Here is a 23,131-nt window from a genome sequence, read left to right as displayed (position 1 = left end):
CGGGGCCGGGCGCGGGCGTGGGTGCGGCGGCCGGCACCGACGCCGACTCCGACGCCAGCCCCGGTTCCGGTTCCGGTGAGGACCCCGGTGCTGCTTCCGGCATCGGTGCCGAAGCTGATCCCTGTGCCGACATGATCGCTACGCTGCCCCTTCTCTTTCAGAACGTGATCGGATGCGGTCAGAAGGCGTGCAGCAGTTGGCCGTACCACCCGAACGCCCCAACGGCGACCGGGATCAACGCCAGCACACCGACCGATTCGACCAGGTTCATCAGCCGGCGCAGGCGTTCCCGTACCCGCTCCGGCGGCCGTACGAAGAGCACCGCGAGCGGCAGCACCGCCAGCGCGCCCAGGACCGGCAGCGCACCCGCCGGGCCGCCGCCGTCGGTCGCCCACAGCACCAGCACCCGCAGGCCCACCGCCGTACCGGCCGCCAGCACCGCCAGCACCTCGACGGCCAGCGGGTACGCGCGGGCCCGCGAGAACAGCACCACGCACAGCAGCACCGCCGCGGCCACCGACCAGGCGTCGGGCGTACGCACCGCGAGGATCCCCGCCGCGCCCGCCGAGAATGCCACCGCCACCGTGGCCGGCGCCAGAATGCGGTGGGTCGAGCCCAGGGCGGTCGCCACCCCGTGCCTGCCGGCCGGCGTCCGGCCCGCACGCCGGTCGTCCAGCCGGGTCAGACCGGCCGCCATCAGGGCGAGCCGCGGCAGCCGGCCCAGTACGAGGGCGGACACGAGGCCGAGAGCGACGCCCGTATGAGCGGGCGTGGTCAGGGTCAGCGCCAGCCCCCAGGCACACGCCCCGAGCGTGACCACGGCGGCGCCGACGAGGCCGCCGCGGAGCGGTCCCGTACGGAGCCCGAGCAGGGCGAGTACGGCCGCGACGGTCAGTCCGACGGCCGTCACCCGGGCGGCGCCGGCCGGAGCGGCATGCCAGGAGGCGCTGACGCCGAAGCTGCCGGCCAGCAGCAACAGGGCCGTACGCGGCGATGCGCCGGTGTCCGACGCGCCGCCCGCCACCGGGTCTGTCGGCGCGCCCCCGCGGTCCCGGCTGTCCCCGCGGTCCCGGCTGTCCCCACGGTCCCGGCTGTCCCCACGGTCCCGGCTGCCGTTCTCCTGGCCATGCCCGCGACCAGGGCAGCAACCGCGGCGAGCACCGCGGCGACGCCGAACCACAGGGCGGTCCGCCCGGGCCCGAACCACTCGCCCGCGAGCACCCCGGCGTACAGGGAGAGCAGCACGCTCGCCATAACCGCCGTCCACGCCCGGCTGCGCTCGCCCCACCACCGGCCGGCGTGCGGGGCCGCTGAGGCGGGCTCGGGCGACGCGGCGTCATCGAGCGACATGGCGGGCTCGGCGGACGCGGGGGGTACGAGCGGCTGCACTCCCCTGACGAGCCGCAGTTCGGTCCCGTCGGGCACCTTCGCGGACGCGAGCGAGTCGTCCCGCGCCAGCACCGCGCCGTCCGAGGAGACCAACTGCCACGGCAGCGAGCCGCTGTCCGCCGGGGCGCCGAGCAGCCGCAGGAGGTCGGGCAGCAGCACGCCGAGGGGCTCATGGGCGGGCAGTACGAGGTCGGTCCGCCGCCGTTCCCCGACCAGGACCACCCGGCTCAGCGCGGCCCGCCGGTCCGTACCCGTGCCCGCGCCCATGTCCGTACCCATGTCCGCGTCCGCGCCCATTCCCGTGCCCGTGCCCGTGTCCACGTCCGTACTCACCATGCCGACGCGTCCCGCCACCGGAACCGCACCGGAACCGATCGCGCGAACCGGCCGTCGTCCGACTGCGGAAACCGGCCGCCGCACCTCCGAGCCATCGTCCCTCACTCTCCCCGTACCCTGCGCCGCATCACCCTACGGCTCCCGGCACGCGGCCTGTCCACTCCCGCGGACGCTCCGCACCCTCCCGCTCCACGCGCTACCGTGCTCCCGCACACGGGGGCACTGTCCCGGCCGCGAAGCGTTCTGAGAAGGTAGGGGAAACCCCACCCCCGCGCACCTACGTGCCCCATGGTCACGGCGGTCAGCGCCCGGCAAGCTGAGGCACATGACCGTACGTCCCGACCCCGCCGCGACCGCCACCCCGTACGAGGACGCGGGCGCGGCACCGTACGTCCCGGACGGCTCCATGAAGAACGCCGAGAGCGCGAAGCCCGACGGCATTCGCGACGCCGCTTCCGACGCCACCGCCGAAGCCGGTACCGAAACCGGTGCCGACGACGACGGTGTCCTGCCGCCGCCGCGGCTCGCGCTCACCGGTGGGACCTGGCGCGAGATCAGCCACCTGCTGCTGAACTTCTTGGTGAACATCCCCGGGTTCGTCGTGGTCGTGGTCTGGCTCGTCGCCGGGCTGGGGCTCTCCGTCACCGTCGTCGGTCTGCCGTTGCTGGCGACGGGGCTGATGGCGTGCCGGCAGTACGGGAAGCTGGAGCGGGCCCGGGCGCGGACGCTGCTGCGGGTACGGGTGGAGGAGCCCAGCAAGCTGCGGGCCCGGGAGCCCGGCTTCTTCCCCTGGTTGTGGGCGGGCCTGAAGGACCCGGTCGGCTGGCGGCACGCCCTGTACGCAATGATCCGTCTCCCTTGGGCCATTTTCACCTTCGTCGTCACGCTCGTCTCACTCCTCCTGCTGTGGCCGGTATTGCCGTGGCTGGCACGGGGGATGGCGAACGTGGACCGGGCGATGGTGCGCGGCCTTCTGTCGCCCTCGGACGAGTTGGAGCGGCGGATCGCCGAGCTAGAGTCGGACCGCGGGGTCGTCGTGGACACCGCCGCCGCCGACCTGCGGCGCATCGAGCGCGACCTGCACGACGGAGCGCAGGCCCGGCTCGTGGCGCTCGCGATGGGACTCGGCCTGGCGAAGGAGAAGCTCCTCGAAGACCCGGACGCGGCGGCGAAGATGGTCGACGAGGCGCACGGCGAGGTCAAGCTCGCCCTTCAGGAGCTGCGGGACCTCGCCCGCGGCATCCACCCGGCCATCCTGACAGACCGGGGCCTGGGGCCCGCGCTGACCTCGCTGGCCGGCCGCTGCACCGTACCGGTCGAGGTCTCGGTCGACCTGGCCGAACGGCCGGCGGCGGCCATCGAGGGCAGCGCGTACTTCACCGTCTCCGAGCTGCTTCAGAACGTCTCCAAGCACAGCGGGGCGCGTTCCGCCTCCGTCGAGGTGTGGCGGGCCAAGGGCCGGCTGCTGATCCAGGTACGGGACGACGGGCGGGGCGGCGCGCGGCTGGACGGAGGCAGCGGGCTGTCCGGGCTCGCGGAGCGGCTGGGGGCGGTGGACGGGCTCTTCGTGCTCGACTCCCCCACGGGCGGGCCGACGCTGGTGACGGCCGAACTGCCGTGGCGCAGGCGGACGGGCGCCTGACCGCCGCCTGAGGCCGGCACCGGAGCCGGGGCCGGGCAGAGCCGGGCCGGGGAAGAGAAACCGAGAGGGCCTGCGCGCGTATGGCGCGCAGGCCCTCGGTGTTTTCACGGCTGGAGGCGAGCCCACAGGGGGCCCACCGGATGGGGCGCAGGGAAGGGTCGCGGGGAGAGCTCCCAGGTCCCAGGGTGGGGAAAACCCCACCCGAAGACTGCGTTTTCCCTCATGGTGCGGGCGTCGTCGGCGGCGGAAGCTTGAAACACGGGGACGCACGGGACGCGTCCCGCAGAGAACTGGCAGATCGGACGACGAGACGATGGACATCGCGCACGCCTCCCCGCCTCAGCCCTCCCGGGTGCCCGTAGGGCTGCGCGCCCCGTTCTCGGGACGCATCTGGCGGGAGTTCCTCTACCTCTTCCTCAGCCTTCCGCTGGCCATAGTGATGTTCACGTTCGCCCTGCTGACGATATCGCTCAGTGCGGGCCTGCTGGTCACCTTCATCGGTATCCCGGTGCTGGCGGCGGGGCTGGTCGGCTGCCGCGGCCTGGGTGCCCTGGAGCGCGTACGGGCCCGTGCCCTGCTCGATGAGGACGTGGCCGCCCCGCAGGCCGTACGGCCCGTCAAGCAGAGCCTGATGAGCTGGGTCGGCGCGGTCTTGAAGAGCGGTGCCTCCTGGCGGCATCTCCTCTACTGTCTGCTCCACTTCCCCTGGGCGCTCTTCGCCTTCGTCTTCTCGCTGACCTTCTGGTCGGTGGGCTGGGCGCTGCTGGCCTACCCGCTGTGGAAGTGGACGCTGCCCGCCTACGGTGACCAGCCCGGCATCCAGATATGGGGGGACGGCACGGCGGGCAACAGCTTCTACCTGGACACGCCGTTCGAGGTGGCGCTCACCAGCGGGATCGGTCTGCTGATCGTCCTGGCCGGGCCCTGGGTGATCCACGGGCTGACGTACGTGGACCGCCTCCTGGTCCATGGGCTGCTGGGACCCTCCGTCCTGGCCAGCCGGGTCTCGGAACTGGAGTCGGACCGCGGGGTCGTCGTGGACACCGCCGCCGCCGACCTGCGCCGTATAGAGCGCGACCTGCACGACGGGGCACAGGCCCGGCTCGTGACGCTCGCGATGGACCTCGGGCTCGCCAAGGAGAAGCTGGCGCAGGACCCGCAGGCCGCGGCGAAGATGGTGGACGAGGCGCACGGCGAGGTGAAGACGGCCCTTCAGGAACTGCGCGACCTGGCCCGCGGTATCCACCCGGCCATACTCACGGACCGGGGCCTGGGGCCCGCGCTCTCCGCGCTGGCCGCCCGCTGCACGGTCCCCGTCCAGGTCACCGTGGACCTGCCCGAGCGGCCCGCCGCGGCGATCGAGGGCATCGCCTACTTCACGGTCTCCGAACTGCTCCAGAACATCTCCAAGCATGCACAGGCGACCAGCGCGACCGTGGACGTGTGGCGGTCGGAGGACCGGATCACGCTCCTGGTCACGGACAACGGCCGGGGCGGCGCCGGTGCGGAGAGCGGCAGCGGACTGGCCGGACTCGCCGAACGGCTGGACTCCGTGGACGGGCTCCTGGTCATCGACTCCCCGGCCGGCGGCCCCACCGCGATAACCGCCGAGCTCCCCTGGCGCGTCTGACCCCGCGCCGGCCCCGGCCCACCGACCCCCATCCGTACGCCGTCCCATCCACCCGACTCCCAACCAGCACCCTCACCACCCCCACACCCACACCACCCCACTCCCACACCGTCGCCCCCACTTTCGCCGGCACCCGTAAGCACCCACCGCACCGACGTCCTTCCTGACCCGTACTCACACCCGCCACCGGTCCACCAGCCCACGCCCCGCGCTCACCGATCCAGCCGCCGGCTGGCCGACCACCCGGCCAACCAGCCCACCAGCCACCCGGCGTAACCGGCCCCCATCCGTACGCCCAGCCGACGTAACCGGCCAGCCGACCACCCGGACTCCCGACCGCTCAGTCACCGGCCGGCCGGACGCCCGGCCATTCAGCCCCGGCACGCACTCGCGCCCATGTACCCGCCCGTTCTCCGTGTCCGCACCCGTGCGGAAGGGGGCCAGGCAGCGCGGGAGGAGGACGGGCCGGGCGGAGGGGAATGTCTCTGTTGTGGGCGGTCGGGCGCGGTCGGAACCGGATGCTGGGATGCTGGGGGGACACAGGGTGGGTGGGGACTTCGGATCGTGGGGGGCTTCAGAGTCGTGGAGGACAGGGTGCGGGTGGTCATCGCCGAGGATTCGGTGCTGCTTCGGGAGGGGCTGACACGGTTGCTGACCGACCGTGGGCACGAAGTCGTGGCGGGTGTGGGCGACGGCGACACGCTGATCAAGGTCATCGGGGAACTGGCGGACGAGGGCGCGTTGCCGGACGTGGTGGTGGCGGACGTACGGATGCCGCCGACGCACACCGACGAGGGGGTACGGGCCGCAGTGCGGCTGCGCCGGGACCACCCGGAGCTGGGGGTGCTGGTGCTGTCCCAGTACGTGGAGGAGCAGTACGCGACGGAATTGCTGGCCGGTTCGACACGCGGCGTCGGCTATCTCCTCAAGGACCGGGTAGCCGAAGTGCGTGAGTTCGTCGATGCGGTGGTCCGGGTGGCCGAGGGCGGCACCGCGCTCGATCCCGAGGTCGTCGCACAGTTGCTCGGACGCAGCCGCAAACAGGACGTCCTGGCCCACCTCACCCCGCGTGAGCGGGAGGTCCTGGGCCTGATGGCCGAGGGCCGGACGAATTCCGCGGTCGCGCGGCAGTTGGTGGTGAGCGACGGTGCGGTGGAGAAGCACGTCAGCAACATCTTCCTCAAGCTGGGCCTGTCGCAGAGTGACGGGGATCACCGGCGGGTCCTGGCCGTACTCACCTATCTCAAGTCCTGACATTCCGTCGGCTTGTCGGGCAGGGGGCCGGGGGTGGTCCCGGGGGCGCCCGGGACCTTGGGCCCAGAACCATTGACGGAGCAGTGAGCGTCACACAGAAAGGGCACCGGGGGGCGGTTTAAACATGACGAACCAGGGCACAGCGGCGTCTCACGCCTGCGTCCACCATCTGATCCACCCAGGGAAGGGGACCCTTACCCACGTACGATGGCCATGGGACAACCGGTCGGTACGGCCCGTCCTGAGTCGTCCCCTGTCCACGGCGGGGATGCCCCACGCCTCAAGGGAGGTCCGAAGCAGTGACCAGCCAGGTCAGTAGCGCAGCCGAGCAGGCCGACGGAGTGCTCGCCGGGGAGCGGTCCGCTCCCGGTGACAGCGGGCGCGGGGTCGGTGAGGGCAAGGAGGTCCGCCGCCTGGACCGGGTGATCATCCGGTTCGCCGGTGACTCCGGTGACGGCATGCAGCTCACAGGGGACCGGTTCACCTCGGAGACGGCGTCGTTCGGCAACGACCTGTCGACGCTGCCGAACTTCCCCGCCGAGATCCGGGCCCCCGCCGGCACCCTTCCCGGGGTCTCCAGCTTCCAGCTCCACTTCGCGGACCACGACATCCTCACCCCCGGTGACGCGCCGAACGTCCTGGTGGCGATGAACCCGGCCGCCCTGAAGGCGAACCTGGCGGATGTGCCGCGCGGTGCGGAGATCATCGTCAACACCGACGAGTTCACCAAGCGCCCGATGGCGAAGGTCGGCTATGCCACCAGCCCGCTGGAGGACGGCTCGCTGGAGGCGTACAACGTCCATCCGGTGCCGCTGACGACGCTGACGATCGAGGCGCTCAAGGACTTCGGGCTCTCCCGCAAGGAGGCCGAGCGCAGCAAGAACATGTTCGCGCTGGGCCTGCTGTCGTGGATGTACCACCGGCCGACGGAGGGCACGGAGAAGTTCCTGCGGGCGAAGTTCGCCAAGAAGCCGCAGATCGCCGAGGCGAACGTGGCGGCCTTCCGGGCGGGCTGGAACTTCGGCGAGACCACCGAGGACTTCGCGGTCTCCTACGAGGTCGCGCCGGCCACCGCCGCCTTCCCGACGGGGACGTACCGCAACATCTCCGGCAACCTCGCCCTGTCCTACGGTCTGATCGCCGCGAGCCGGCAGGCGGACCTGCCGCTGTACCTGGGCTCGTACCCGATCACTCCGGCCTCGGACATCCTGCACGAGCTGTCCAAGCACAAGAACTTCGGCGTGCGGACCTTCCAGGCCGAGGACGAGATCGCCGGCATCGGCGCGGCGCTGGGCGCGGCCTTCGGCGGCGCACTGGCGGTGACCACCACCTCCGGCCCCGGTGTGGCGCTGAAGTCCGAGACCATCGGCCTGGCCGTCTCCCTGGAGCTGCCGCTGCTGATCGTCGACATCCAGCGCGGCGGCCCCTCCACCGGTCTGCCCACCAAGACCGAGCAGGCCGATCTGCTCCAGGCGATGTACGGGCGCAACGGCGAGGCGCCGGTGCCGATCGTGGCGCCCCGTACCCCCGCCGACTGCTTCGACGCGGCGCTGGACGCGGCCCGTATCGCGCTCACCTACCGCACCCCCGTCTTCCTGCTCTCCGACGGCTACCTGGCCAACGGCTCGGAGCCCTGGCGCATCCCCGAGATGGACGAACTGCCGGACCTGCGCGTGCAGTTCGCCTCCGGCTTCAACCACGAGCTGGCGGACGGCACCGAGGTCTTCTGGCCGTACAAGCGTGACCCCAAGACCCTGGCCCGCCCGTGGGCGGTGCCGGGCACGCCGGGCCTGGAGCACCGCATCGGCGGCATCGAGAAGCAGGACGGCACCGGCAACATCTCCTACGACCCGGCCAACCACGACTTCATGGTGCGCACCCGCCAGGCGAAGGTCGACGGCATCGCGGTGCCGGACATCGAGGTGGAGGACCCCACCGGCGAGGCCACCACGCTCGTGCTGGGCTGGGGTTCGACGTACGGGCCGATCACCGCGGCCGTACGCCGGGTGCGTGGCGCGGGCGAGCGGATCGCCCAGGCTCATCTGCGCCACCTCAACCCCTTCCCGCGGAATCTCGGCGAGATCCTGGCGCGTTACGACAAGGTGGTCGTGCCGGAGATGAACCTCGGCCAGCTCGCGACCCTGCTGCGAGCCAAGTACCTGGTGGACGCCCGCTCCCACACCCAGGTCAGCGGGATGCCGTTCAAGGCCGAGCAGCTTGCGGAGGTCTTTAAGGAGGCCATCAATGACTGAGACGATCTCGGAAGGGACCTCGCAGATCGAGGCGCTTTCCCTGGTGCCCAAGGCCGAGGCCAAGCAGTCCATGAAGGACTTCAAGTCCGACCAGGAAGTGCGCTGGTGCCCCGGCTGCGGTGATTACGCCATCCTCGCCGCCGTGCAGGGCTTCATGCCCGAGCTCGGCCTGGCGAAGGAGAACATCGTCTTCGTCTCGGGCATCGGGTGCTCCTCCCGGTTCCCGTACTACATGAACACCTATGGCATGCACTCCATCCACGGACGTGCCCCGGCCATCGCCACCGGCCTCGCCTCCTCCCGCCGCGACCTGTCGGTGTGGGTCGTCACCGGTGACGGCGACGCGCTGTCCATCGGCGGCAACCACCTCATCCACGCCCTGCGCCGCAACGTCAACCTCAAGATCCTGCTGTTCAACAACCGGATCTACGGCCTGACCAAGGGGCAGTACAGCCCGACCTCCGAGGTCGGCAAGATCACCAAGTCGACGCCGATGGGCTCGCTGGACGCGCCCTTCAACCCGGTCTCGCTGGCGATCGGCGCCGAGGCGTCCTTCGTGGCCCGTACGGTCGACTCCGACCGCAAGCACCTGACGAGCGTGCTGCGCGAGGCGGCGGCCCACCCCGGCACGGCCCTGGTGGAGATCTACCAGAACTGCAACATCTTCAACGACGGCGCGTTCGAGGTGCTCAAGGACAAGGAGCAGGCCGAGCAGGCCGTCATCCGCCTGGAGCACGGCCGGCCGATCCGCTTCGGCCCGCCCGCCGAGGACGGCCTGGGCTCCAAGGGCGTGGTGCGCGACCCGGCCACCGGTGACCTCAAGATCATCGACGTGGCCGAGCACGGTACCGCCGGCGTACTGGTCCACGACGCCCACAGCCCCTCGCCGACCACCGCCTTCGCGCTGTCCCGGCTCGCCGACCCCGACACCCTGCACCACACGCCCATCGGCGTGCTGCGCAGCGTGGACCGCCCGGTGTACGACGCCGAGATGAGCGACCAGCTCGACGCGGCCATCGAGCAGAAGGGCAAGGGCGACCTGGCCTCGCTGCTCGCCGGCAACGACACCTGGACGGTCGTGGGCTAGAAGCCGGAAGTCCTGTCTCCGAGCCGCGTTCCGGAGCCCCGTACGGCAGTGCCGTGCGGGGCTCCGTCGTGTTCGCACCTGCGACGACCGGCCCGTCATTACCGTCACTTAAGACGGACATGACAGACGGCCTTCCGGAGCGCTACCTTTCGAAGCGTCTACCGAGAACCACGGGGAGGGCGGGTCCTTGCAACCGCACAACGAACAGCGCACGGGCCTCGTCTACGGCTTCACCGCGTACACCATGTGGGGACTGCTCCCCCTGTACTGGCACCTGCTGTCCGACGCCGCGCCCTCGGAGATCCTGGCCCACCGCATGGCGTGGTCGCTGCCGGTGGCCGTGATCATCCTGGCCGCCGTCCGCCGCTGGTCCTGGATACGGCCACTGCTGCGGGAGCCGAAGCGGCTGGGGCTCATCCTGCTGTGCGCCACGGTCATCTCGGTCAACTGGTTCATCTACATCTGGGCGGTCAACTCCGGGCACGTCCTGGAGGCGTCACTCGGCTACTTCATCAACCCGCTGGTCAGCATCGGCTTCGGCGTTCTGGTGCTGCGCGAGCGGCTGCGGCCGATGCAGTGGACGGCGGTGGGCGTGGGCACGCTGGCCGTGGCCGTCATGACCGTCGCGTACGGCAAGGTGCCCTGGATCGCGCTGCTGCTGGCGCTGACCTTCGCCACGTACGGTCTGCTGAAGAAGGGCGTCAAGCTCGACGGCATCGAGGGCTTCAGCGCCGAGACCGCGATCCAGTTCCTCCCCGCGCTGGGCTTCCTGGTCTACCTCGGTACGCGGGGCGAGTCCGGCTTCACCACCGGCGGCGTGGGACAGGCGCTGATGCTGGCCGGCTGCGGCATCGCCACCGCGCTGCCGCTGATCTGCTTCGGGGCGTCCGCGGTACGGCTGCCGCTGACGACGCTCGGGATGATGCAGTACCTCGCGCCGACCTTCCAGTTCGTGCTGGGGCTGCTGGTCTTCCACGAGGAGATGCCGCCGGAGCGGTGGGCGGGCTTCGCCCTCGTATGGGTGGCGCTGGCGGTACTGACCTGGGACGCGCTGCGGACCGCCCGGCGCGGGCGGGCGGAACTGGCCGCCGTCGCGGCGCAGGCGCGCGCCGCCGCCACCGGGAAGGCCGTGGCGGACGACGCCACCGCCGAGGCCGCACCGGCCCTGGATCCCGTCAAGCCGTGAGCCGGTGACCGGGCCCGGGCTCGGGGCCGCGGAGGCCGGGCCCGGGGGCCGGAACTGAGGCCGGGGCGAGGGGCGGAGCCGGTGGCTGGGGCCGCCCGGGTGTCGATTACCGCCCGGGCGCGTTCGGTTGCGCTCGATATGCGACGTCGTCTGTCCGGTTTCTCTCTTGTCATGCGCGCGCCCCACACCGGAATATCGGCTTCGCGTCACGCCCGATCCGTTGTTCCTTTCCATACGGAATCCGGAGACCCCTCATGTCACCGAACGCCGAACGACGCACCACCCCCCATCCCCCGCGAAGATCTAAAAGCGCCTGGACCCGTCGGGCCGGCCTGGCTGCCACCGCCGCCGGCGCCGCGCTGGGCCTGCTGACCGCCGCCCCCACCGCGGCCGGCGCCGCCACCCCCCACCGGCCCACCACTCACACCTCCGCCCACACCGCCGCCCTCGCGGCCCCCGACATCCCGGTCGCCAACGTCAAGGCCCACCTCGACCAGCTCCAGTCGATCGCGTCCGCCAACAACGGCAACCGGGCCCACGGCCGCCCCGGTTACCGCGCCTCGCTCGACTACATCAAGGGCAAGCTGGACGCGGCCGGGTACACCACCCGACTCCAGCAGTTCACCACCAGCGGCACCACCGGCTGGAACCTGATCGCCGACTGGCCCGGCGGCGACGCCAACCAGGTCCTGATGGCCGGTGCCCACCTGGACTCCGTCTCCGCCGGACCCGGCATCAACGACAACGGTTCCGGCTCGGCCGCCGTACTGGAAAACGCGCTCGCCGTCTCCCGGGCCGGCCTGACGCCCAAGAAGCACCTGCGCTTCGGCTGGTGGGGCGCGGAAGAGCTGGGCATGCGCGGCTCGCAGTACTACGTCAACAGCCTCCCGGCCGCCGAGCGCGCGAAGATCAGCGGCTATCTGAACTTCGACATGGTCGGCTCACCCAACCCCGGCTATTTCGTCTACGACGACAACCCCGAGCTGGAGTCCGTGTTCAAGGACTTCTACGCCAAGCTGAACATCCCCACCGAGATAGAGACCGAGGGCGACGGCCGCTCCGACCACGCGCCGTTCAAGAACGCCGGCATACCCGTCGGCGGTCTGTTCTCCGGCGCCGACTACCGCAAGACCGCCGCCCAGGCGCAGAAGTGGGGCGGTACGGCGGGCCAGCCCTTCGACCGCTGCTACCACTCCTCCTGCGACACCAGCGCCAACATCAACGACACCGCGCTGGACCGCAACAGCGACGCCATCGCCCACGCCATCTGGACCCTGGCGGCCGGCTCCACCACCCCGCCGGACGGCACGGTCTACGAGAACACCGTCGACATCACGATCCCGGACAACGGCCCCACGGTGACCTCACCGATCGCCGTCACCGGCCGTACGGGCAACGCGCCCGCCGCGCTCAAAGTCGAGGTCGACATCAAGCACAGCTACCGCGGCGACCTCGTCATCGATCTGCTGGCTCCTGACGGGACCGCCTACCGGCTGAAGAACGCCAACAGTTCCGACTCCGCGCACGACGTCAAGGAGACCTACACGGTCGACGCCTCCAGCAAGCGCGCCAACGGCGCCTGGATGCTGCGGGTACAGGACGTGGCCGCGCAGGACACCGGCTACATCGATAGCTGGAAGCTCACCTTCTGACCTGATTCGCCCGGTCAGATCCGTACGGTTTGTACTGTCTGGCCGGACTTGCACGGCTCGTACCGTCCGGTCGGGCCCGTACGGTTCGTACAGCGCAACCCGTCCTTAACAGGCGTGACGCAACCGCCGCCCGTGGCATCAGGCCGTGATGTCACGGGCGGTGAAGCGCGCCCAGGCCGCCGAGCCGAAGAAGGCCGCGTACAGCGCCTGCAGCCCGAGGTTGTCGCGGATGCCGTCCCAGTAGACCGGGTCGCGCAGCAGGTCCGCGAAGGACAGCCAGTGGTGCGGGAAGAGGTAGGGCTGGATCGCGTGCAACTGCGGTATGACGTCCAGGATCTGTACGGTGATCAACAGGCCGACGGTGGTGGCCATGGCCGCGATCCCGCTGCTGGTGAGCGTGGAGACGAACAGGCCCACGGCCGCCACCCCGATCAGCGAGGCGGCGACCACCGCCGCGATGGCCAGCGCCCGCAGCAGCCCCTCGCCGAAGGAGACCGTGCTCCCCGAGAGCAGGGTGACCTCGCCGAGCGGAAAGAGCAGGGCGCCCGTGACCAGCGCGAAGACCGCTACGACCAGCGTTCCGACCAGGCAGAACGTGAGCGTGGTCGCGTACTTCACGAGCAGCAGCCGGGTACGGCCGGCGGGTGCGACGAGCAGATAGCGCAGGGTCCCGGCGCTCGCCTCGCCCGCGATGGAGTCGCCCGCGATCACCCCGATCGCCATCGGGAGGAAGAAGGGCAGGGTCGCGGCGAGCGAGGTGAAGACCAGGAACAGGCCGTTGTTGGTGATCTGCGAGACGAAGGCCGGTCCGCCGCCGCCCGAGCCGGCCGCCGAACCGTCGTCGCCCGTCTCGATCCTGACGGCGATCCCGACCAGTACGGGCACCCCCGCCAGCACCGCGAGCAGGGCGAGGGTGCGCCACCGCCGAAAGGTCGTGCCGATCTCGCTGCGCAGCAGGCCCAGCGTCCACAGCAGGCCGGTGGACCGCGGCAGGGCCGGCACCGTCTCCTGCTCCGGCACCGGCTCCGGCGAGAGCCGCGGTGAGGGCCCCTGTGAGAGCCCTGGCACCGCCCCGGGCGAGGACCCCTGTGACGCCGGCGCCTCCCGCTCCCCCGCCGCTCCTGCCGTTGCCGCCTTCGCCGCCGCTGCCGTCGGTTTCTCAGCCCGCGACATCGAAGCCCTCCCCCGTCAGCCGCACGAACACATCCTCCAGCGAGGGCCGCTCGGTGCCGAAGGCCCGTACCCGCACCCGGGCCCGTACGAGCGCGGCGTTCAGGTCCGCCAGGTCCGGTGGCGGCGCGCCGGCGGGCAGTTCGCCCGTCACCCGGTCACCGGTGGCCAGCAGGTCCGTCACACCGTGCTCCTTCAGGACGCGGACCGCCTCCGCCGGGTCCGGGGTGGTCACGGCCAGTCGGCCGCGGGCGCCGGCCGCCAGCTCGGCGACCGTGCCCTGGGTGATCAGCCGCCCCCGGGACATCACGGCGGCGTGGGTGCACACCTGCTCGATCTCGTCCAGGAGGTGGGAGGAGAGGAAGACGGTCGTGCCGTCCGCCGCCAGCTCCCGCACGAGCGTACGGATCTCCCGCATCCCCTGCGGGTCCAGGCCGTTGGTCGGCTCGTCCAGCACCAGCAGCTCGCGGGGCCGCAGCAGGGCCGCGGCCAGCCCGAGCCGCTGCTTCATGCCCAGCGAATAGGCGCGGGCCTTCTTGCGGGCCGCGGCGGTCAGCCCCACCCGGTCCAGCGCCAGCGCCACCCGCTCGGCACGGGTGCGCGGGTCGGCGGTGGGGTCGGCGGCGTCGTACCGCAGGAGGTTGTCGCGGCCGGTGAGAAAGCCGTACAGGGCCGGACCCTCGATGAGGGCACCGACCCTGGGGAGCACCCGGCGGCCGGCCCGGGGCATCGGTTCGCCCAGGAGCCGTGCCGCGCCGGACGTCGGCTCGATCAGCCCCATCAACATGCGGATGGTGGTGGTCTTGCCGGAGCCGTTGGGGCCGAGGAAGCCGAAGACGCTGCCGCGCGGTACGGCGAGGTCGAGGCCGTCGACGGCGAGCTGCCCGCCGCGGTACCGCTTCGTCAGCCCACGGGTCTCGATCACCCGGTCCCGGTCCCCGGCGGGCGGCTGTGTCATCGGCTCCCCCAGCGCGGCATGCGCGCGCGTCGCGGTACGGCTGTCAACTACGGGCCACCGGCTGCCTGCCGGGCGCCCGGCTGCCGGACAGCAGCCATCGGGCGCCCGGCCCTCGGCGGCCGGCTGCTTCGCGCTACTTGGCGGCGTTCGCCGCGTCGATCAGCGTCTGCTTGTCGACGGCACCGGCGTAGACCGTGCCGTTGTCGGTTATCAGGGCGTTGACCAGGCGCGTACTGAAGAGACGGCCGGAGCCGAAGGAGCCGTTGACCTTCTCGCCGATGCTGTCCAGGAACTTGCCCGCCTCACCGGCCGGGCCCTCTTCCTTGGCCGAGGGCACCCCGGAACCGCTGCCCTTGACCGTGACGATCGAGGTCCAGCCCTTGCCGATGACCTTCATCCCGGACGGCCCGCCGCGCGCGCCCTGCGGCGTGGCGCTGTCGCCGTCGGCCCCGTTCAGGCCCTTGAAGCCCTCCAGGCCCTTGAAGTCCCGGTGGTGGCGCGCGCGGTCCAGGTTCTTCTCCTCGACCTTCGCACCCTTGGGCGGGGTGAAGCGGAAGGTGTCCGCGCCGGGCCGGGAGAAGTCGACGGAGGTGAAGCCCGCGTCGATCGCCGCCGCGCCGCCGCTCTTGGGCGTGAGGGTGAACTTCAGCGGCACGCCGTTGCCGGCGTCCACCGCGATCCGTATCGAGCCGACCGTGGAGCCGGACTGCTTCGGCTTGATCAGGAGCTGGTAGGCGTCCCGCCCGGCGACCTTGGCGGTGCCGTCGACCGTGACCGAGGTCGTCTCCCCGGCCGCCTTGAGCACCTGGCGGGCGAGGTCCTGGGGCGTGGCGTTCTCCAGGCCCTTCAGGTCCTTCAAGCCTTCGTGGTCCTTCAGGCCCTTGTGACCCTCCAGGTCCTTGCGGTTCTTCAGGTCCTTGGACGAGGCGGCCGGTGCCTTGCCGTGGAAGACGCTGTTGCTGCCGCTGTCGTACGCCCAGACGTCATCGCCGTTGTGGATGAGGCTGTACTCGGCGGCCTTCTCGACGAGCGTCACCCGCTGCCTGTCCGGGCCGTCCGCGGCCACACGCAGGGTGTGCGACCCGGAGGCCAGCTCCCTCAGCTTGCCGTCCGGGGACGCGGACGCCTTGGCGTCCCCGCCCTTCTCACCGCCGTGCCCGCCACCGCCGAAGAGGCCGCCGCCGTTACCGTCCGCGCCCGGCAGCGCGGGCAGCCCCAGGTCGGTACTGATCCGTACCGTGCCCGACAGCCGCTGCACATCGGACTTGGCCACCTTGGCTATGAGATCCTGCGCCGAGATCTTGGGCAGGTCGGGAGACCCGGAGCCGGCGAACGCCGGTACCAGACCGATCGAAGCCGCCGCCACGCCCGCCACCGCGACCGGGACCGCGTACCGCGTCGTCTTGCGGCGCTTCGCGGAGCGCCCCCCGTCCCACTCGTCGGTGACCTGTGTCGGTTGGTTCCGTGGCATGTGCCCTACCTCCGTGGTAAGCGGCGGTCCTCTGCGACGCACTCGTCCACCCTCGGGGTCATTGTGACCCGTTCCGCCGTGCTGTGGTGCTCTCAATCCCATCAAATCGACGGCCGGAACGCGTCAGCCCGCGGGATCACCTCGTCGTACTGCTGAGGGATGAGCCACCCCTGCCGAACGACAGAGCACCGTACGGCCGAAGGTTGAGCGGACCCTGAGGAGGTCTCAGGGTCGGGGTGAGGGGCCCTCAGGGCCGGGAGGAGACGGCAGCGGAACGGCCACAAGGGCACCGGCCCGTCAGCCCGACCGTCAGCCCGCCCGGTGGACCACCGTGTCGCACAGGCCCTCAAGGGCCGACTTGGCCATGCAGGACGGCAGCGGCGCCAGCGTGGCGCGGGCCTCCTCGGCGTAGCGCACCGTGTCCCGGCGGGCCTGCTCCAGCGCCGGGTGGGCGCGCAGCCGGGCCAGCGCCTCGGCGTGCCGTACGTCGTCGCTGAGGTCGCCAGCGAGCAGCTCGCACAGCTCACGGTCCTCGGCGGTGGCGGCGTCCCCGGCAGCCCGCGCCCGCACATGCAGGACCGGGAGGGTCGGGATGCCCTCGCGCAGGTCCGTGCCGGGCGTCTTGCCGGACTCGTGGGAGTCGCTGGCGATGTCCAGGACGTCGTCGGCGAGCTGGAAGGCGGTGCCCAGCCGCTCGCCGTACTGCGTCAGGATGTTGACGGTGGACTCGTCGGCGCCGGACATCATCGCGCCGAAGCGGCCCGCGACGGCGATCAGGGAGCCGGTCTTGCCCGCGATGACGTCCAGGTAGTGATCGATGGGGTCCCGGCCGTCGCGCGGCCCGGCCGTCTCCAGGATCTGCCCGGTCACCAGCCGCTCGAACGCCTCGGCCTGGATGCGTACGGCCTCGGGCCCCAGGTCGGCGAGGATGTGCGAGGCGCGGGCGAAGAGGAAGTCGCCGGTCAGGACGGCGACGGAGTTGCCCCAGCGGGCGTTGGCGCTGTCCACGCCGCGGCGGACCTCGGCCTCGTCCATGACGTCGTCGTGGTAGAGCGTCGCCAGGTGCGTCAGCTCGACGACGACGGCCGAGGGCACCACGCCCGGCGCGTGCGGATCACCGAACTGGGCGGCCAGCATCCCCAGCAGGGGCCGGAACCGCTTGCCCCCCGCCCGTACGAGGTGCTGGGCGGCGTCGGTGATGAACGGCACATCGCTTTTGGTGGCCTCCAGCAGGCCCTCCTCGACAGCCGCCAACCCGGCCTGGACATCGGCCTCAAGAGCCTGGTCCCGCACGCTCAGCCCGAAGGGCCCGACGACGGTCACGAGGGGTACTCCTGTCTGCTGACGATCAAACGGATTGTCGATCTGTCGCTGTCTCCACCATTGGCCAGCGTATCCGGTCGTTCTTCGATCACCGCGAGCGCCCGCCCCCGGACGTCCCGCGGCTTGTCCACCGGACACGCCAAGGAGACGACCGGAATGTCCCCGACCGCCTGTTGAGTACGGATGTGCTGGTGGGCGTACGGAAACGCCGGGCGGGCCCGGTGCACGGGCCCGCCCGGCCATCGGGGCCGACGCGGGTCCGGCCACCGGCGGTGACGGGAGATTACCGGACGTGACGACGCCCTGCGGACGCCTCGTCCGGCGGGCGGCCTCCCGTACGGCTCACGGCCGCCGCCGGCCGCAGCACGCCGCATACGGTTCTCACGTCACATACAGCGCCTACAGCGCAGTACGACGCGGTAGGGCGCCGTACGTATCAGTACGTCTCGGTAGGGCGCCGCCAGGCCGGGCGCGACTCGGTACGGCGCCGTACGTCTCGTACGTCTCGGTACGGCGCCGTACGGCTCGGTACGGCGCCGTACGGCTCGGTACAGCGCCGTACGGTTCAGCCGCGGGCCGCGACCAGCGCGCGGGCCAGCCGCCCCGAAGCGAAGTCCGTGCCGCAGACGAAGCGCATGACGGGTCCGAAGGACGCCGCCGCCGCCAGCCCGGTGAAGTACAGGCCCGGTACGGAGGACCGGAACCCGGCGTCCAGCCGGGGCCCGCCCGCGCCCACAGCGATCTCCGTCCGCAGCCCCTGCCCGAGGAAGTCCAGCGCCGCCAGGTCCACCTGGTACCCGGTGGCGGCCAGCACATGGTCCGCGGCCAGTTCGCCGCCGCGCCCGTCCGGCCCGGCCAGCGACAGCACCGGGCGCCCGTCCTCGATCCGTACCCGCCGGATGCGCCGCCCCGCCGTGACCTGGACCCGGCCCACGAAACGTTCCCGCAGCCACCAGGCACCCATCGGCCCCAGCACCCGCTTGACCAGGTACTGCCGGGACGGCGCGGGCAGATAGCGGAAGCCCTGGGCGTAGTAGGAGAAGGCGTACAGCGACCAGGCGTTGCCGAAGGGGGACTCGGGGCGCAGCCGGGGCTGCCGGTCCGGCGGGGCGCCGAAGTTCACCGCCGAGCGCCCGCGCGCCACGATCCGTACGGACCTCGCGCCCTGCTCGGCGAGCAGCACCGCGCTCTCCAGCGCCGACTGCCCCGCCCCGACGACCACCACGTCCCGGCCCGCGAACGCCGACAGGTCGTGGTGCTGGGAGCTGTGCGAGACGGGCCCGGAGGGGGACGGCCCGTCCGGCACGGCCGCGGCCAGCTCGCCGGGCAGCCGGGCGAACCCGGTCAGACCGGTGGCCACGACCACCGCCCGCGCCCGGAACTGCTCACCGCTGTCCAGCTTCAGCTCGAAGGCGCCGCCACGGCGGTCCACCGAGACCACCCGTACCTGCTCCAGGTCCGGTACGAGCCGCTCCTGGAACCACTGCCCGTACCGCACGAAGGTCTCGACCGGAATGATGTCCCAGTCCGATTCGTAACGCCGCTCCCCCACCGCGTCGCAGAAGTCGACGAGGGTGTGGCCCGGCTGCGGGGTGTGGATGCTGGATGCCGAGGGCGTCGACTTCAGCAGCATGCCCGCGGGCATGTGCGCGCGCCAGCTCACCATCGGCTGCCCGAAGACGCGTACGGGCATGCCGCGCGCGCGTAAATGGGCGGCCGTCGACAGGCCGTACGGTCCCGCCCCGATGACTGCTACCGGAGTATTCAAATCTGCCCCTCCCCTGGGTGATGCCTGGTTCCGCGCCGCGGGCGGACCGGCGAACCGGCGAACCGCTGTGCCCGGGCGCTCGGTGCTGTTCGGTGCTGTGCTCCTTGGTTCTTGTGGTGGATCTTGTGGTGGATCTTGCGATGGTGCTTGCGGTGGTGCTTGTGGCGCCGATGTGATGCTGGTCCGTGACCGCTCGGCGCCCCGTCCGGCCGCGATCCCGTACGTACGGCCGCCCGGCGGCTACCTGACGGTGCGCGCGCGGCGGCTGGCACGCCGCATTTGGAGCAGATGCCGGGCCCCCGGCCGTACGAACCGGGCGATCATGGTGAAGAACGGCTTGAGGTCGTCCCGCGCCAGCCACGCCAGTTCCGTGCCGGTGGCCCGGTCCGGTGCGTGCGGGGTGGAGTACCCGCTGCGCCGGTAGGCCAGCAGCGCCGGCAGGTCGATGTTCTCCACGATGAAGCGCTGCCCGGCCCGCTGCTCCGCCTCGGGGACGTGCTGCCCGGTCAGGTCCAGGTGCTGGGCCCGTACGACGTCCACGCCCGCCTCGTTCTCGAAGAGCCGGAACTGCGCGCCCATCCGCGGGTTGAAGTCCAGGAGCTTGTAGCGGCCGTCGCGGCGGTCGTATCGCCAGTCCAGGTCGACGATCCCGCTGAAGCCGATGCGCTTGATGAACTGCGCCGCCATCTCCGCCAGTTCCGGGTTGTCGACCACGTACGCACAGGCGGTCATCCCCGCGTGCGGCGGCCAGGAGCGCACCTTGACCCCGGTGAACATCGCCCGCGCCGTGCTCTCGGCGTCGAAGTAGGCGTGCACGATCCAGTCCTCGGCCTGCTCCCTGGGCAGGTACTCCTGGAGGATCACCCCGGGCCGCGCCCCCCAGTCGCGGGCCAGGTCCAGCAACTGCGCCGGCCCGGCGATACGGGTCGTGCCCGCCACCGCCGGCTGCCGGCGCCGCTGGAACGCCTCGCGGTTCTTGGCGACCACCGGGAAGCGCGCCCGCGCCGCGAAGCGCTCGATGTCCTGGTACGAGTCCGGGAAGGCCGCCGCGGGAGAGGGCACCCCGTGCTCCACGCACAGCTCGTGCAGCCCCTGCTTGCTGGCCAGCCGACGGGGTAACTCCGGGTCCACGCGCGGGAAGAGGAAGTGCCCGGCGAGCACGTCGGCGTTCTCGCCTATCAGGACGGCCGCTTCCTCGTCGGTCGGGACGAGCACCGTGGGCCGTCCGATGCGCTTGCCGATCCGCAGCAGGCCCTCGACGAGCCGCTCGGGGTCCTCCCGCCCGGTGGTCGGCCAGACGAAACGCCCGTGCAGATAGCGGGAGACGGCGGCGGGTGTGAATCTGTCCTCGGTGATCGCGTACATGGGTACCCCGATCCGGCCGAGGCTGCGGATCGCCCCCACCCCGCCGTGGTGCAGCGGGTAATCACCGATCTTCACGATCAGCCCCGGAACGGTCCGGTCGACCGTGAGCAGTGCGCTGCTACGAGCCACCTGTCCCCCCAACGGCTCCGGCCCCACCCCGGCCGCGCCTCGAAAGGAAGCTAGGCCCGAATTGAGCATTGAGGCAAGGCTTTTCCGGACATTGCAAGCTCTTTAGACCGACTCCTTCCGTTAGCGGATTTCCGCACCCACCTCCGGCTTTCCGCAGAGGTGCGCACCGGGTCACCGGCGAGGCGTCGGCCGCCTGATCTTCCGCCTCCTCCCCTTCCTGCTCCCCTTCCTGCTCCCCTCCCGACTCCCCTCCCGGCTTCCTTCCCTACTTCCTTCCCTGCTTCTCTCCCTGCCTCTCCCCCTGGCTCTCCCCCGCCCTCTTCACACCACTTCTCCAGCACTTCCGCGCCACCGGTGCGCCGCCGGTGCGCCACCACCGCGTCGGCTCTCCACCGTCCCGGTCACGCCCCCCGGGCCGTAATCTGATCGACGGGCCCACCGGCCCCCAGGCGACGACGAACGCGAGGAGCTGTCCATGCCCGAGCAGAGCCCGCTCGACCTGCCGGAAGGCGACCCCTTCGGCCCGCACAACCTGCCCTACGGCGTCTTCAGCACGTCCGACGCACCGGAACGCCGCCGCATCGGCGTCCGCTACGGCAGTCACGTACTGGATCTGCATGCGCTGGCCACGACCTCCGCGTCACCGCACGCGGACCTGCTCTCCGCGCCGACCCTCAATCCGCTGCTGTCGGCGGGCCGCGAGGTCTGGCAGGCCGTACGGAACGCCGTACGCACCGCCGTGACCGACCCCGCCCACCGCACCACCACCGCGTCCCTGCTGCGCCCGCTGGAGACGGTCACCCTCCACCTCCCCTTCGAGGTGGCCGACTACGTCGACTTCTACGCCAGCGAACACCACGCCACCAACGTCGGCCGGATCTTCCGTCCGGACGGCGCCGCGCTGACCCCCAACTGGAAGCACCTGCCGATCGGTTACCACGGCCGGTCCGGGACGGTTGTCGTCTCCGGCACGCCGGTGATACGGCCCAGCGGCCAGCGCAAGACCCCGGACGACCCGGCGCCGGTCTTCGGCCCGTCCGTGCGGCTGGACATCGAGGCGGAGGTCGGGTTCGTCGTCGGCACCCCCTCCGCGCTCCACGAGCCGGTCGGCCTGGACGCCTTCCGTACGCACGTCTTCGGCGTCTGCCTGGTCAACGACTGGTCCGCACGCGACCTCCAGGCGTGGGAGTACGTGCCGCTCGGCCCGTTCCTCGGCAAGTCCTTCGCGACCTCCGTCTCCGCCTGGATCACCCCGCTGGACGCGCTGGACCACGCCCGTACGGCCCCGCCCGCCCGTGACGTCCCGCTGCTGCCCTACCTCGACGACACGGAGGAGGAGCCGGGCGGCTTCGACGTACGCATCCAGGTGGACATCAACGGCGAGACGGTCTCCCGGCCGCCGTTCTCCGCGATGTACTGGACGGCCGCCCAGCAGCTCGCCCATATGACGGTCAACGGCGCCTCGCTGCGTACGGGCGACCTGTTCGCCTCCGGCACGGTCTCCGGGCCGGAGCCGGACCAGCTCGGCTGCCTGCTGGAGCTGACGCAGGGCAAGGGCCCCTACCTGGCCGACGGGGACGAGGTGACGATCACGGCCTGGGCGCCGGGGCCGGAGGGCTCCCGGATCGGCCTGGGCGAGGTCACCGGGCGCATCCGGCCCGCACGGCCGCAGGCCCCGCGGGCGCGGACGGCCCCGGCGGGGCAGGCATCCGGACCGCAGGCATCCGAACCGCAGGTACCCGGAGCCTCGTGAACGCCGGCGGGCGGCCCCTGACGCTGCCCGAGGAACTGCTGCTCCTCGCCCTGGATCCACGGCGCGGCAGGGTGCTGGGCCATGCCGCCTATGTGCGGTACGGACTGGCCGGCGCGGCCCTGGCGGAGCTGGAGGGGGCCGGGCTGGTCACCGGGGAGCCGGGCGGGCGGATCCGGGTGCCGGGTCCGCTGCCGCCCGGCGACCCCGTACTGGACGCGGCCTTCGCCACACTGCCCGGCCCCGGGAAGAAACGGCGGCCCGGCAGCGGCGGGGGCGGCGCCCGGGGAGTCCGGGCGGCGGCCTGGGTACGCGGTGCCGCCCGGACCGTGGAGGCCGCGGCCTGGCGGCAGTTGGAGGAGCGCGGCGCGGTGCGCCGAGAGGTACGGCGGGCACTCGGGCTGTTCCCGTACGAGCGCCACCCGGCCGGGGCCGTGGACCTGGCCGGCCCGGCGCGGGCCCGCTTCAAGGCGGCGGTGGGCGCCGGGTTCCCCGGCCCGCGCGAACGGCTGCTCGCCGGGCTGGTGGCCGCCACGGACCTGGACGGCAAGCTGCTGCCCGGCGCCGCTTTCCGGCCCGTACGGCGGGAGATGAAGCGGCTCGCGCGCGAGCAGTGGACGGCCCGCGCCGTACGGGACGCCGTACAGAGGGACAAGTCGGCGGACGGGGGTGGCGGCTGAGGCGACGCGCGGGACGGGCCCAGGCCGGCGAAGGGGGCAGGCGGGAGGGGGCGGCCGAAGACAGCAGGCACAGGCGGGCGGTGGCCGTC

At 71.9% G+C, this 23,131-nt stretch carries 17 protein-coding genes; 9 read left to right on the top strand and 8 right to left on the bottom strand.

Translation table 11 applies throughout. The features are described 5' to 3' along the window. Positions 1-178: 178 nt before the first annotated feature. On the bottom strand, positions 179-1,024 hold the full coding sequence (locus KGS77_RS19275; RefSeq protein ID WP_242583556.1) for a secretion protein snm4: 846 nt from the start codon (positions 1,022-1,024) through the stop codon (positions 179-181). Then, positions 907-1,710 (bottom strand): EsaB/YukD family protein, encoded by an 804-nt coding sequence (locus KGS77_RS19270; protein WP_242583555.1) that lies wholly within the window; start codon positions 1,708-1,710, stop codon positions 907-909. Before KGS77_RS19270 ends, KGS77_RS19275 begins: the two co-directional genes overlap by 118 nt. 340 nt (positions 1,711-2,050) lie before the next feature. Between KGS77_RS19270 and KGS77_RS19265 the strand changes: the two genes are divergently transcribed. The 7 genes from KGS77_RS19265 (at position 2,051) to KGS77_RS19235 (ending at position 12,428) form a co-directional block, all read left to right on the top strand. Continuing rightward, on the top strand, positions 2,051-3,367 hold the full coding sequence (locus KGS77_RS19265; protein WP_242583554.1) for a sensor histidine kinase: 1,317 nt from the start codon (positions 2,051-2,053) through the stop codon (positions 3,365-3,367). A gap of 313 nt (positions 3,368-3,680) precedes the next feature. Then, positions 3,681-4,997 (top strand): sensor histidine kinase, encoded by a 1,317-nt coding sequence (locus KGS77_RS19260; protein WP_242583553.1) that lies wholly within the window; start codon positions 3,681-3,683, stop codon positions 4,995-4,997. A gap of 594 nt (positions 4,998-5,591) precedes the next feature. Next, positions 5,592-6,251: a response regulator transcription factor gene (locus tag KGS77_RS19255; RefSeq protein WP_277994326.1), complete on the top strand. Its 660-nt coding sequence runs from the start codon at positions 5,592-5,594 to the stop codon at positions 6,249-6,251. Positions 6,252-6,550: 299 nt separating this feature from the next. Further along, complete coding sequence (locus tag KGS77_RS19250) at positions 6,551-8,503, top strand: 2-oxoacid:acceptor oxidoreductase subunit alpha (RefSeq protein WP_242583552.1); 1,953 nt, start codon at positions 6,551-6,553, stop codon at positions 8,501-8,503. Then, positions 8,496-9,590, top strand: coding sequence for a 2-oxoacid:ferredoxin oxidoreductase subunit beta (locus KGS77_RS19245; RefSeq protein WP_242583551.1), 1,095 nt, complete (start codon positions 8,496-8,498; stop codon positions 9,588-9,590). The genes KGS77_RS19250 and KGS77_RS19245 overlap by 8 nt, the downstream gene beginning before the upstream one ends. A gap of 187 nt (positions 9,591-9,777) precedes the next feature. Next, a complete protein-coding gene (gene rarD, locus KGS77_RS19240; protein ID WP_242583550.1) occupies positions 9,778-10,776 on the top strand; it encodes an EamA family transporter RarD in 999 nt (332 codons plus the stop codon). Positions 10,777-11,030: 254 nt separating this feature from the next. Continuing rightward, a complete protein-coding gene (locus KGS77_RS19235) occupies positions 11,031-12,428 on the top strand; it encodes a M28 family peptidase (RefSeq protein WP_242583549.1) in 1,398 nt (465 codons plus the stop codon). A gap of 138 nt (positions 12,429-12,566) precedes the next feature. Here KGS77_RS19235 and KGS77_RS19230 read toward each other — a convergent pair whose 3' ends face one another. The 6 genes from KGS77_RS19230 to KGS77_RS19205 form a co-directional block, all read right to left on the bottom strand. Beyond that, positions 12,567-13,601 carry an ABC transporter permease gene (locus KGS77_RS19230; protein WP_242583548.1) on the bottom strand — a complete coding sequence of 345 codons (1,035 nt, stop codon included), beginning with the start codon at positions 13,599-13,601 and terminating at the stop codon, positions 12,567-12,569. Continuing rightward, the gene (locus KGS77_RS19225; protein ID WP_242583547.1) at positions 13,588-14,556 is read right to left on the bottom strand and encodes an ABC transporter ATP-binding protein; all 969 of its coding nucleotides are present in this window, start codon (positions 14,554-14,556) and stop codon (positions 13,588-13,590) included. The genes KGS77_RS19230 and KGS77_RS19225 overlap by 14 nt, the downstream gene beginning before the upstream one ends. Positions 14,557-14,689: 133 nt before the next feature. Continuing rightward, positions 14,690-16,027: a DUF2092 domain-containing protein gene (locus tag KGS77_RS19220; protein WP_242583546.1), complete on the bottom strand. Its 1,338-nt coding sequence runs from the start codon at positions 16,025-16,027 to the stop codon at positions 14,690-14,692. Between the two features lie 309 nt (positions 16,028-16,336). Beyond that, positions 16,337-17,350, bottom strand: a complete 1,014-nt coding sequence (locus tag KGS77_RS19215; protein WP_242583545.1) for a polyprenyl synthetase family protein — start codon at positions 17,348-17,350, stop codon at positions 16,337-16,339. Between the two features lie 565 nt (positions 17,351-17,915). Next, on the bottom strand, positions 17,916-19,118 hold the full coding sequence (locus tag KGS77_RS19210) for an FAD-dependent oxidoreductase (protein WP_242583544.1): 1,203 nt from the start codon (positions 19,116-19,118) through the stop codon (positions 17,916-17,918). A 240-nt stretch (positions 19,119-19,358) separates the two neighbouring features. After that, entirely contained in the window at positions 19,359-20,612 is a 1,254-nt protein-coding gene (locus tag KGS77_RS19205) for an ATP-grasp domain-containing protein (RefSeq protein WP_242583543.1), read from the bottom strand. A 475-nt stretch (positions 20,613-21,087) separates the two neighbouring features. Here KGS77_RS19205 and fahA point away from each other — a divergent pair, with 475 nt between their 5' ends. After that, a complete protein-coding gene (gene fahA, locus KGS77_RS19200) occupies positions 21,088-22,365 on the top strand; it encodes a fumarylacetoacetase (RefSeq protein ID WP_242583542.1) in 1,278 nt (425 codons plus the stop codon). Next, entirely contained in the window at positions 22,362-23,042 is a 681-nt protein-coding gene (locus KGS77_RS19195; RefSeq protein WP_242583541.1) for a GPP34 family phosphoprotein, read from the top strand. Before fahA ends, KGS77_RS19195 begins: the two co-directional genes overlap by 4 nt. Positions 23,043-23,131: the final 89 nt, after the last annotated feature.

The organism is Streptomyces sp. MST-110588 (assembly GCF_022695595.1).
Classification (GTDB): domain Bacteria; phylum Actinomycetota; class Actinomycetes; order Streptomycetales; family Streptomycetaceae; genus Streptomyces.
Note: the sequence above shows the minus strand (reverse complement) of the source record. Positions and strands in the feature narration are given on the sequence as shown.

Bases quoted from the DNA above. Each gene is read 5' to 3' on its own strand.
- KGS77_RS19260 (WP_242583553.1), top strand. From the start codon at position 3,681: ATGGACATCGCGCACGCCTCCCCGCCTCAGCCCTCCCGGGTGCCCGTA.
- KGS77_RS19230 (WP_242583548.1), bottom strand. From the start codon at position 13,601: ATGTCGCGGGCTGAGAAACCGACGGCAGCGGCGGCGAAGGCGGCAACG.
- KGS77_RS19235 (WP_242583549.1), top strand. From the start codon at position 11,031: ATGTCACCGAACGCCGAACGACGCACCACCCCCCATCCCCCGCGAAGA.
- KGS77_RS19220 (WP_242583546.1), bottom strand. From the start codon at position 16,027: ATGCCACGGAACCAACCGACACAGGTCACCGACGAGTGGGACGGGGGG.
- fahA (WP_242583542.1), top strand. From the start codon at position 21,088: ATGCCCGAGCAGAGCCCGCTCGACCTGCCGGAAGGCGACCCCTTCGGC.
- KGS77_RS19225 (WP_242583547.1), bottom strand. From the start codon at position 14,556: ATGACACAGCCGCCCGCCGGGGACCGGGACCGGGTGATCGAGACCCGT.
- KGS77_RS19245 (WP_242583551.1), top strand. From the start codon at position 8,496: ATGACTGAGACGATCTCGGAAGGGACCTCGCAGATCGAGGCGCTTTCC.
- KGS77_RS19265 (WP_242583554.1), top strand. From the start codon at position 2,051: ATGACCGTACGTCCCGACCCCGCCGCGACCGCCACCCCGTACGAGGAC.